Annotated in this window: 12 protein-coding genes; 5 read left to right on the plus strand and 7 right to left on the minus strand. The window is 67.0% G+C overall.

The genetic code is table 11. The annotated features are described in order from the left end of the window. Together DYI42_RS22055 and DYI42_RS22060 are read right to left on the minus strand one after the other, a co-directional pair. On the minus strand, positions 1 to 632 hold a 632-nt coding region (locus tag DYI42_RS22055; RefSeq protein WP_213549039.1), incomplete at its 3' end, for a GNAT family N-acetyltransferase. A 24-nt stretch (positions 633 to 656) separates the two neighbouring features. Further along, on the minus strand, positions 657 to 1,496 hold the full coding sequence (locus DYI42_RS22060; RefSeq protein ID WP_213549041.1) for an AAA family ATPase: 840 nt from the start codon (positions 1,494 to 1,496) through the stop codon (positions 657 to 659). A 177-nt stretch (positions 1,497 to 1,673) separates the two neighbouring features. On the opposite strand from DYI42_RS22060, the gene dksA reads away from it, so the two are divergent. Together dksA and DYI42_RS22070 are read left to right on the plus strand one after the other, a co-directional pair. Continuing rightward, on the plus strand, positions 1,674 to 2,096 hold the full coding sequence (gene dksA / locus DYI42_RS22065) for an RNA polymerase-binding protein DksA (protein ID WP_213549043.1): 423 nt from the start codon (positions 1,674 to 1,676) through the stop codon (positions 2,094 to 2,096). A gap of 63 nt (positions 2,097 to 2,159) precedes the next feature. Next, positions 2,160 to 3,317 (plus strand): FAD-dependent monooxygenase, encoded by a 1,158-nt coding sequence (locus DYI42_RS22070; protein ID WP_213549045.1) that lies wholly within the window; start codon positions 2,160 to 2,162, stop codon positions 3,315 to 3,317. A 59-nt stretch (positions 3,318 to 3,376) separates the two neighbouring features. On the opposite strand, the gene DYI42_RS22075 is transcribed toward DYI42_RS22070, so the two are convergent. Then, positions 3,377 to 4,153, minus strand: coding sequence for a DUF6630 family protein (locus tag DYI42_RS22075; RefSeq protein ID WP_213549047.1), 777 nt, complete (start codon positions 4,151 to 4,153; stop codon positions 3,377 to 3,379). Further along, the gene (xth, locus tag DYI42_RS22080) at positions 4,146 to 4,937 is read right to left on the minus strand and encodes an exodeoxyribonuclease III (RefSeq protein WP_213549049.1); all 792 of its coding nucleotides are present in this window, start codon (positions 4,935 to 4,937) and stop codon (positions 4,146 to 4,148) included. The genes DYI42_RS22075 and xth overlap by 8 nt, the downstream gene beginning before the upstream one ends. Positions 4,938 to 5,074: 137 nt before the next feature. Here xth and DYI42_RS22085 point away from each other — a divergent pair, with 137 nt between their 5' ends. Together DYI42_RS22085 and DYI42_RS22090 are read left to right on the plus strand one after the other, a co-directional pair. Next, positions 5,075 to 5,281, plus strand: a complete 207-nt coding sequence (locus DYI42_RS22085) for a hypothetical protein (RefSeq protein ID WP_213549051.1) — start codon at positions 5,075 to 5,077, stop codon at positions 5,279 to 5,281. A 113-nt stretch (positions 5,282 to 5,394) separates the two neighbouring features. Then, positions 5,395 to 5,724, plus strand: coding sequence for a hypothetical protein (locus DYI42_RS22090; protein ID WP_213549053.1), 330 nt, complete (start codon positions 5,395 to 5,397; stop codon positions 5,722 to 5,724). A 109-nt stretch (positions 5,725 to 5,833) separates the two neighbouring features. Here DYI42_RS22090 and DYI42_RS22095 read toward each other — a convergent pair whose 3' ends face one another. Further along, positions 5,834 to 6,151 carry a HesB/IscA family protein gene (locus DYI42_RS22095; protein ID WP_140016101.1) on the minus strand — a complete coding sequence of 106 codons (318 nt, stop codon included), beginning with the start codon at positions 6,149 to 6,151 and terminating at the stop codon, positions 5,834 to 5,836. Positions 6,152 to 6,252: 101 nt separating this feature from the next. Between DYI42_RS22095 and DYI42_RS22100 the strand changes: the two genes are divergently transcribed. Continuing rightward, positions 6,253 to 7,389 (plus strand): deoxyguanosinetriphosphate triphosphohydrolase, encoded by a 1,137-nt coding sequence (locus tag DYI42_RS22100; protein ID WP_213549055.1) that lies wholly within the window; start codon positions 6,253 to 6,255, stop codon positions 7,387 to 7,389. Positions 7,390 to 7,422: 33 nt separating this feature from the next. Here DYI42_RS22100 and DYI42_RS22105 read toward each other — a convergent pair whose 3' ends face one another. Together DYI42_RS22105 and DYI42_RS22110 are read right to left on the minus strand one after the other, a co-directional pair. Then, a complete protein-coding gene (locus tag DYI42_RS22105; protein WP_213549057.1) occupies positions 7,423 to 8,505 on the minus strand; it encodes a hypothetical protein in 1,083 nt (360 codons plus the stop codon). Next, the coding region (locus tag DYI42_RS22110; protein ID WP_213549060.1) for a cbb3-type cytochrome c oxidase subunit I at positions 8,502 to 9,222 on the minus strand (721 nt) is incomplete at its 5' end. The genes DYI42_RS22105 and DYI42_RS22110, both read right to left, overlap by 4 nt.

The raw sequence follows: 9,222 nt of genomic DNA on the forward strand, positions 1-9,222 counted from the left end.
GGGCCGGAGGGATCGAGCGCGACGATGGCGTCGAGGAGGGGAATGTGGTGGAGCGCGATCCCGGGGGATTCACGGGCCTTCAGGAGGAAGAGCGCGGGGTGGTCGCTGGCGGAGGCTGTCAGCGAGACGGGCGCGCGGTTGGCAAAATGGCTGAGCAGCACAGCGATGTCCTGCGGGTCGTCGAGCGAGAGGTGGCGGTGGTGGGCCGGGCCGGTTGGCGCGGGCAGCGGGCCGTGGAAGCTGTGCTCGGTCACGGGGCGGAAGCCGTGCGGCGTGTAGAGGCCCGGGTGGTTGGTGACGAGGAGGATGAGATCGCTGTCGGCGGCGGCGAGGGCCTTGGGGAGCAGGTCGGAGAAGAGGCCGCGCCCGCGATGCGCGGGACGGGTGGCGACGGACTGGATGCCGGTGGCGCGGACGGTGCGTCCGCCCAGGCAAAGGTGGTGGGTGTAGAGTGAGACATTGGCGACGAGGGTGTCGCCCTGCCAGTAGCCGAAGCTGCGCACAGACGGATCATGACCCCAACGGTCGAGTGGGGAGATGTCGACGTGGAAGATCGCGCCGATGAGCTCGGCGAGGGCGGCGCGGCCCTCGGGGGTGTGGGCATAGTCGGTGCGGTAGGTGAGGGCCTGCATGGAGTGGTGGGCAGATTGCCCACCCTACCTTTCCCGCCTTGCCATGAAGGCGAGGCGTTCGAAGAGGTGAACGTCCTGCTCGTTCTTCAGCAGAGCGCCGTGAAGTTTGGGGAGGGCATTGGCGCCGTCGCGTTTGAGGTCTTCAGGCGACAGGTCTTCAGCGAGGAGGAGTTTGAGCCAGTCGAGGACTTCCGAGGTGCTGGGCTTCTTCTTCAGGCCGGGTTGCTCGCGGATTTCGTAGAATTGTGTGAGCGCGGTGGTCAGCAGCTCCGCCTTGATGCCGGGGTGGTGGACCTCGACGATCTGCTTGAGGGTCTCCATCTCGGGGAACTTGATGAAGTGGAAGAAGCAGCGGCGCAGGAAGGCGTCGGGCAGCTCCTTTTCGTTGTTGGAGGTGATGATGACGATGGGGCGGTGGACCGCTTTCACCGTCTCGCCGGTTTCGTAGACGTGGAACTCCATCCGGTCGAGCTCCTGCAACAGGTCGTTGGGGAACTCGATGTCGGCCTTGTCGATCTCGTCGATCAGCAGCACCACGCGGCCCGGGGCGGCGAAGGCCTCCCAGAGTTTGCCGCGCTTGATGTAGTTGGACACGTCGTGCACCCGCTCGTCGCCAAGCTGGCTGTCGCGGAGCCGGCTGACGGCGTCGTACTCGTAGAGGCCCTGCTGGGCGCGGGTGGTGGATTTGATGTGCCATTCGATCATCGGAAGGCCGAGCGCTTCGCTCACCTGGCGGGCCAGTTCCGTCTTGCCCGTACCGGGTTCGCCCTTGACCAGGAGGGGCCGCTCCAGCGCCACGGCAGCGTTGACCGCAACGGTCAGGTCTTCGGTGGCGACATAGCTGTCGGTGCCTTCGAATCTCATGAATTTCCTCAATCTTCTTCCAGGCGCATGATTGTGATCACGGCATGTTCAATTCCACCCTGACGGCATTAAAAGACAGTGACAAGGGGGGCGGTCGCGTGTAGATGGACCGCATTGGAGCGCGTGATGCAGACGACTCGACAGAGTGAGAGAAAAGCACAGCCCGAGGGAGCACGGATGAAGCAGGAACTTTTTCTGGACGACGACTATCGCCCGGCCGAAGACGAACCCTTCATGAATGACCGCCAGACGGAGTATTTCCGTCGGAAACTGATCCAGTGGCGGGAAGACCTGCTGAGTGACAGCCGCGACACGATTGAAGCGCTTCAGGATGGCACCCGCAACATCCCCGACATTGCAGATCGCGCGAGCGAGGAGACCGACCGGGCGCTCGAGCTGCGCACCCGGGACCGGCAGCGCAAGCTGGTGGCCAAGATCGACTCGGCGCTGCGCCGGATCGAGGCCGGGGAATACGGCTATTGCGAGGAGACCGGCGAGCCGATCAGCCTCAAGCGGCTGGACGCCCGCCCGATCGCCACGCTGAGCCTCGAGGCGCAGGAGCGCCACGAGCGCCGCGAGAAGGTGCACCGGGACGATTGATCCGGTGACGGATGCGAGAAGGAGCGCCCGGGGGCTGATGGCCTGGCCGGGCGTTTTGCTTTTATGAGCCTTGTTGGACTGGATGCCCTGGTGCTGGGCGGCGGGATTGCCGGGTTGGCCACTGCGCGGGCGCTGGCCCTGCGCGGCGCGAAGGTGCGGCTGCTGGAGCAGGCGGCGGCGCTGGAGGAGGTCGGCGCTGGCATTCAGGTGAGCCCCAATGCGGGGCGGGTGCTGGAGGCGCTGGGGCTGGGCGCGGGTTTTGAGGCTGTCAGCGACGAGAGCCGGGGCGTGCGGATGCGGGATGCGGGCTCGGGCCGGGAGGTGGCCTTTGTGCCTTACGCGGGACGCGGGCGCTTTGCCAATGTGCACCGGGCCGACCTGCTGGCGGTGCTGGAGCAGGGCGCGCGGGAGGCGGGCGTGGAGATTGCGCTGGGCTGCCGGGTGGCCGAGGTGCGCCCGGGCGGCGCGGTGGTGCTGGAGAGCGGCGAGGCGCTGGAGGCCGGGTTGGTTGTGGGCGCGGATGGGCTGCACTCCCGCGCGCGGGCGGCTCTGCTCGGGCCGCAGGAGCCGGTGTTTACCCATCAGCTTGCGTGGCGGGCCTTGATCGAGGCGGAGGGAGAGATGGCCCCGGAGGCGCAGCTTTTCCTCGCGCCAGGGCGGCATCTGGTGGCCTATCCGCTGCGGGGCGGGCGGCTGGTGAACATCGTGGCCTGCGAGGAGCAGGCGGAGTGGGCGGAGGAGGGCTGGCAGGTGCCGGGCGATCCTGGGGCGTTCCGCGCCGCCTTCGCGGGGTTCGGCGGGCCGGTGCCGGACTGGCTGGCACGGGTCGATCGGGTGCGGCGCTGGGGGCTCTTTCGGCACGGGGTTGCGGCGCGCTGGCATCGGGAGCGGTTGGTGATTGTCGGCGATGCGGCCCATCCGACGCTGCCTTATCTCGCACAGGGCGCGGCGATGGGGCTGGAGGATGCCTGGGTCCTGGCCGCGGAACTTGCGGGGGCCGAAAGCCTTGAGGCCGGCTTGGCGGCGTTTCAGCTGGCGCGGGCTGAGCGGTGCCGCAGGATCGTGGATGCGGCGACGGCGAATGCGCGGAATTATCACCTGCCGCGCGGGCCGAGACGCTGGGCGGCGCATCGGGCCCTCGGGGCGGCCAGCCGGTTTGCGCCGGGGGTGCTGCCGGGCAAGTTCGACTGGCTCTGGGGCGCGGATGTGACCTCTGGCTGACGGCGGGGTGACGTGCGTTGCTGGCGCAACGACACCCCACCCGCCGTCCCTTGGGGCCTTCAGAACAGCTCGGTGAAGGGGAGGCCTGCGAGGAGGGGCGCGTGCCGCATTTCGGGCGTGCCGCCGGTGACCTGGGCGAGGGCGGCGGCGAGGCCGTCTGGCGTTGTTACGTCACTGGTTGGCACCGGGATGGTGCGCAGTTCCAGGCCACCGTCGCCTGGCTCATCGATCACCGTTCCGTCCCAGTTGCGGGCCGTGCGTTTGGGGGCCACGAAGATGTAATAGGCATCCCAACCCGGCTGCGGATCCAGCGTGAGGAGCTGGAGGCCGTGGGCGTCGAAAACGGGGGCATAATGCGCCCAGACAACGGGCATGGCGCTCCATTCCTCGGCGTGACGCGCCTCATCTGCGAGGATGCTCTCGCGGTCGGGCCGCTCGGAAATGCCGTGGTGCGCCAGCATGGCGTCGAACTGGGGGCAGACCTGTTCGCAGCTGTCTTTCCAGTCGAAATAGGCAGCGCGGGGATAGTCCCAGCCGAAGGCGTCCAGCAGATACCAGGCGAGGGTGACGGAGCGGGAGCCGCCGTCTTCGAGGGACACACCGGTTTCGGCTTCGATGGCCTCCGGGCTGTGGCCGCGCTCGATGGCGCGGGCGACGGCGAGGGCCGTCCGGTCATTTCCGGTGATGAGGCGGGTCAGCTTGACGCGGGGCGCATCGAAGAGGCCTTGCTGCCAGAGGTAGAGCGGCGGCGGGGCCAGCAGGGCGAGGGACGCCGCGAAGGCAAAAAAGGAGGCTGCGAGGCTGCGCGGCGGCGAGCCGGGCCGCGCCTCAGACATCCAGATCGACCCAGACGGGGGTGTGATCGGAGGGTTTTTCGCGGCCGCGCACGTCTTTCTCGATCCAGCAGTCTGTCAGGCGGTCGGCGGCCTGTGGCGTGAGCAGGAAATGGTCGATGCGGATGCCGTCATTCCTGTCCCATGCGCCGCGCTGGTAATCCCAGAAGGAATAGTGGCCTGGGCCGCGGGTGCGGGCGCGGAAGGCTTCGGTGAAGCCGAGGTTGTTCAGCTCGCGCCACTTGGCGAGGCTTTCGGGGTGGAAGAGCGCGTCGCCGACCCAGGCCTCGGGGCGGGCGGCGTCGATGGGGCTCGGGATGATGTTGTAATCGCCGGCCATGAGGGCGGGCTGCTCATCGGCCATCAAGGCGCGGCCCCGCTCGATCAGCCGGTCCATCCAGGCGAGCTTGTAGCGGAATTTCTCGCTCGTGCCGTCTTCCACCGGGTTGCCGTTGGGCAGGTAGAGGCCGCAGAGGCGCAGGGCGGTGTGATCGCCGATCACGGTGGCCTCGATCCAGCGGGCCTGTTCGTCGGTCTCGTCGCCGGGCAGGCCGCGGGTGACATCCTCAAGCGGGAGTTTGGACAGGATGGCGACGCCGTTGAAGCTCTTTTGGCCGTGGGTTTCGACCTGATAGCCGAGGTCTTCGAAATGCTCGCGGGGGAAGTTTTCATCCACCGATTTGATCTCTTGCAGCAGGGCGACATCGGGGGCGCTCTCGGTTAACCAATCGGTGACCGCGCCGATGCGGGCTTTTACGCCGTTGATGTTGAAGGTGGCGATTTTCATGGGGGCCTCCGCGCTTGCCGGGCCTTTCTGCCCCAAGGGGCGGGGATGCACAATGCACGTGGGAACCTCTGGAGATATGGAAGGTTGACTTGCTGACACGCCCGAGGGGCGGCCCCGGAACTCAGAAAGCAATTATCATGTTCAGCACCATCTTTGGCCCTCGGGCCGCATCGGCTTCACGCATCGAGACACGCCGTGAGGCGATTGCCCGGCTGTTGGGAGACCTCAACACCGCGATTGATCTCCTCCCGGAAAAGCCGGTTGTGAAGGTGCACCCGGGCACCGGGCACATTGAGTTGGAGTTGCCCGAAGAGGTGGTGGACCGGACGCGTCACCTTGCGTGAGGCGCGTGACGCTCGGGTGAAAATACTGTGAGATCATTGGCTTGAGCCTCGGCAGCTGGCGAGCTCCCTGCGATGGATGCGGCATTGTTGATGCATATGCATGGAGAATTGTCATGCACGACCGGCTCAAGATTTCGATCCTCACCGCTGCGGCGGCTTTGCTGGCGGGGATGGCTCAAGCTGGTGACTACAAGGTTACGGGCACGCACTGTAAAGGCAATGACTGCACGTCCCATGTGCGCAAGGATGACCATTGGGGCGAGATCGTGACGGGCAAGGGCCGCAAGGCTACTGAGCGCAAGGCGCAGAAGCTGGCCGACGAGAAGAACAAGGAGGCCAAGGAAAGCGAGAGCGAGGAGACCGAGAAAGAGGTCGAGGAAGAGGGCGGCGGCTATTGGGACCCGTGTTCTGGCGGGCAAGGCGCTGGCGGCTACGGCTGCTGACGCCTCGCCGGGGTGGGCCGCTGGCTCACCCCGTTTCTCCTGCCCATGCACGGCGCAGCAGAGGCGGGAAGAGGCCTGACTTACGCTGGGCTGGGAGCGCGCCTGGCGGTTACATCGAGAATGAGGTGCCGCAGCCGCAGGAGCTGGTGGCGTTGGGATTTTCGATGATGAAACGCGCGCCGATCAGCTCTTCGGAGAAGTCGATGGTGGCGCCTTCGAGGAAGGGCAGGGACACCTCGTCGACCACTACTTTCTGGCCGCCCTCCTCCAGCACGAGGTCGTCGGCAGCCGGTTCATCCAGCGTTATCTCGTATTGGAAGCCCGAGCAGCCGCCGCCTTCGACGGCCACGCGCAGGGCCTTTGGGGCGGCATCGATCTCGGCGAGGCGGGCGTAGGCGCGGGGGGTGACTTTGGGTGGCAAGGTCAGGGTCATCGGGTGCATCGCTTTCCGGTTACGTTTCAAATATATGGGGCTGAGAGACGGGCGACAAGGCAGGGTCGCTCACGATTGAACGAGAAGGGGCAGGAATGCGCGCCAAATACGCATGTGATCCGGAGGCGAGCCGGGGGCGGCTCTTTGCCGAGGAGGAGAGCCATTTTCGCTCGCCGTTCCAGCGGGATCGCGACAGGATCATCCACGCGAGCGCCTTTCGGCGGCTCAAGCACAAGACTCAGGTCTTCGTCGAGCATGAGGGAGATCATTTTCGCACCCGGCTGACCCATACGCTGGAGGTGGCGCAGGTGGGCCGCACGATTGCGGGCACGCTGGGGCTGAACATCGAGCTGACGGAGGCGGTGGCGCTGGCCCATGATCTGGGCCACACGCCCTTTGGCCATACCGGCGAGGACGCGCTTGCCGCGCTGATGGCGCCTCATGGCGGGTTTGACCACAACGCGCAGGCCATTCGCATCGTCACCTCGCTGGAGCGGCATTACGCCGAGTTCGACGGGCTGAACCTGACATGGGAAAGCCTTGAGGGCATTGCCAAGCACAACGGGCCGGTGGAAGGCGAGCTGCCTTACGGGTTGTCGGAGTATGCCAAGTTGCAGGATCTGGAGCTGCACACCCATGCCAGCGCCGAGGCGCAGGTGGCGGCGCTTTCTGATGACATTGCCTATAACAACCACGACCTGATGGACGGGCTGCGCGCCGGGCTCTTTACCGATGCTGACCTTGAGGGTCTTGCACTGACGGCGGACAGCTATCGGCAGGTGGATCAAATTTACCCGGGGCTCGATTTCAAGCGGCGGCGCTATGAGGCGCTGCGGCGGGTGTTCGGGGTGATGGTGGAGGATGTGATTGCCGTCAGCCAGGCGCGACTGGCCGAGGCGGAGCCACAGTCGGCGCAGGAGGTGCGCGAGCTGGGGCATTCGGTGGTGGATTTCTCCGACGACCTGAAGGGGCGGATTGCCGAGGTGCGGGAGTTTCTGTTTCACCGGATGTATCGCGCGCCTGCGGTGGTGGAGATGCGGGCGAAGGTCACGACAGTCGTGGAAGAGTTGTTTCCGCTCTTCATGTCGCGCCCGGAGCTCTTGCCGGATGAGTGGCAAAAGGACGTGAGCGAGGCAGAGGGCGAGACCGCGCTGGCGCGGATCGTGGCCGATTACATCGCCGGGATGACCGACCGCTTTGCCCTTCAGCAGCACGAGAAGCTGTTGGGCTGACACCAATTTTCGTGCGGAATTCGGGGGCCGTCGTCAGGCCCGGGTGCGGGTGCCGCGCAGCCAGAGCCAGGCGGCGGTGAGAGCGGCGATGGGCGGTGTGAGCAGCGCGCCGAGCCAGCCGGTGCTGGCGGCGAGCACCTGTCCGGCGGAATAGACGCCGGAGCGCAGCATGTCGAGACCTTCGGCGGGCGGAAGAGCCGGCATCTCCAACGCTGCGGGCAGGGCGGCGGCCAAGCCCGTCAGACTGAGCAGCATGGCCATGGTGCGGGCGTTCCGCGCCGGGTGGCGGAAGAGCAGAGTCGCGAGTGTTCCGAGGCAGAGCAGCATCACGGGTTGGCTGGCGAGGTGATAGGCGGCGGGATCGCCCAGGAGCGCCTCGGCCAGTGCGCTGCCCCTGCGGGAGGGGTCGTCTATCATCAGCGCGGTGCCGGCAGCGGGCAGGTGCCCCAGGGCCCAAGGCAGCGTCCAGAGGGCGGCGAGACCGATGAGCCAGAGCCGCGCCTGTGCGGGTAGGCCGCCGCTGCGGTGCAAAGCGTAAGCCGTGGCGAGCAGCAGCGCGAGGAGCAGGCCCGCCGTGGGGACCGGCGAGAGCCCGGCGTTGGCGGCGATATCCATTGGGATCAGCAGGGCAAGGGCGACGAGAGCGAGGCCGCGCGCCAGCCCGGGGGGCAGGCGCAGGGCGAGTGCGGCGGTGAGCACGAGGGCGGGCAGCACCGTGATCAGCGCGCCGAGGGATTGCACGATGACCTGTGTCCAATAGGCGCGGGTGGGGTCGGTGTTGGCGCCCTCAAGCAGGGTGGCGAGGCCGAAGGTGGCGAGCGCGATAAGCGCGACGGCCCCGGTGGCGGCGAAGGCGACGATCCGCGCAATGCGCGACGAGGCGGGCAGGACCGTAGCCTGCGGCAGGAGCGCAGCGGTGAGCATGGTCAGTACGGATGCGATGAGGCTCGCGCCGATATAGAACCCGTAGGCAAGGCCCTGCGGCTGGTAGAGGGGCGGGCGCAGCTCGATCATGGACGGCGGGATACTGGCAAGAAAGAGCGCCAAAACCGAGCCGGCGAAAGCGAGGGCGATGCAGAGTCGCAGGGCGGTGTGGCTGGGGGAAAGCTCTGTCATGCGGTGGGTCCGGTTTGTCGGCGGGCGCGGAAGGCGGCGATGGCGAGCCAGATGAGGCCTGCGAGGATGAGCAGGGCCGCGAGGGTGCCGGTGATCTCGGTGATGGTGTTGACGGTCCGGAAGACTTCCGGAGCATCAATGTAACGCCGTGGCGTAATCTGCATCGAGAGCCAGTAAGCGGGCAGCAGCGTGGCGGCGGAGGCGAGGGCCAGAAGTGCGCCGTGGGTCCAGCCGAAGCGCTGGCTGGCGGCGCGGCCCACGGCATGGGCGAGGGCAAAGAACAGCAGGAAGACGAGGAAGGTCGTCATTGCATAATGTGCGTGGGAGACGACGTAATAGGTGTCGTGGAAGGCGCGGTCTATGGGCGGCCTGGGCCTGAAATCCGCGAAGAAGAGTGACAGCTGAACGAGGGCGGCGAGGCAGCCGGTGGCGAGCCAGGGCAGACCGGGCGTGCGCCAGGGCGCGGCGAAGAGCGCGAGGCCGAGGATGGCCAGCGTGCCGCAGAAGAGCGTCGCCGAAGGAGAGATGGGGGCCGTGATTGCGGCGGTTGCGAGTGTGAGACCGGCGATGGACCACCCCGCACGGACGCGCCCTGTGGCACGCCCGGCCAATGCGAAGCCCGCGGCGAGCGGCAAGAGGCCGAGGGAGGCGGTGATCACGGAGGTGACGGTGCGGAAGGCCGGGCGTGCCACAGGGCGCGTCCGTGCGGGGTGGTCC

It is taken from the genome of Vannielia litorea, from assembly GCF_018424695.1.
In the GTDB taxonomy this organism is placed as follows: domain Bacteria; phylum Pseudomonadota; class Alphaproteobacteria; order Rhodobacterales; family Rhodobacteraceae; genus Vannielia; species Vannielia litorea_A.

What these genes read in the sequence shown, in the direction of transcription:
- DYI42_RS22070 (WP_213549045.1), top strand. Translation starts at nt 2,160, where the DNA reads ATGAGCCTTGTTGGACTGGATGCCCTGGTGCTGGGCGGCGGGATTGCC.
- DYI42_RS22090 (WP_213549053.1), top strand. Translation starts at nt 5,395, where the DNA reads ATGCACGACCGGCTCAAGATTTCGATCCTCACCGCTGCGGCGGCTTTG.
- DYI42_RS22085 (WP_213549051.1), top strand. Translation starts at nt 5,075, where the DNA reads ATGTTCAGCACCATCTTTGGCCCTCGGGCCGCATCGGCTTCACGCATC.
- DYI42_RS22105 (WP_213549057.1), bottom strand. Translation starts at nt 8,505, where the DNA reads ATGACAGAGCTTTCCCCCAGCCACACCGCCCTGCGACTCTGCATCGCC.
- xth (WP_213549049.1), bottom strand. Translation starts at nt 4,937, where the DNA reads ATGAAAATCGCCACCTTCAACATCAACGGCGTAAAAGCCCGCATCGGC.
- DYI42_RS22100 (WP_213549055.1), top strand. Translation starts at nt 6,253, where the DNA reads ATGCGCGCCAAATACGCATGTGATCCGGAGGCGAGCCGGGGGCGGCTC.
- DYI42_RS22075 (WP_213549047.1), bottom strand. Translation starts at nt 4,153, where the DNA reads ATGTCTGAGGCGCGGCCCGGCTCGCCGCCGCGCAGCCTCGCAGCCTCC.
- dksA (WP_213549043.1), top strand. Translation starts at nt 1,674, where the DNA reads ATGAAGCAGGAACTTTTTCTGGACGACGACTATCGCCCGGCCGAAGAC.
- DYI42_RS22060 (WP_213549041.1), bottom strand. Translation starts at nt 1,496, where the DNA reads ATGAGATTCGAAGGCACCGACAGCTATGTCGCCACCGAAGACCTGACC.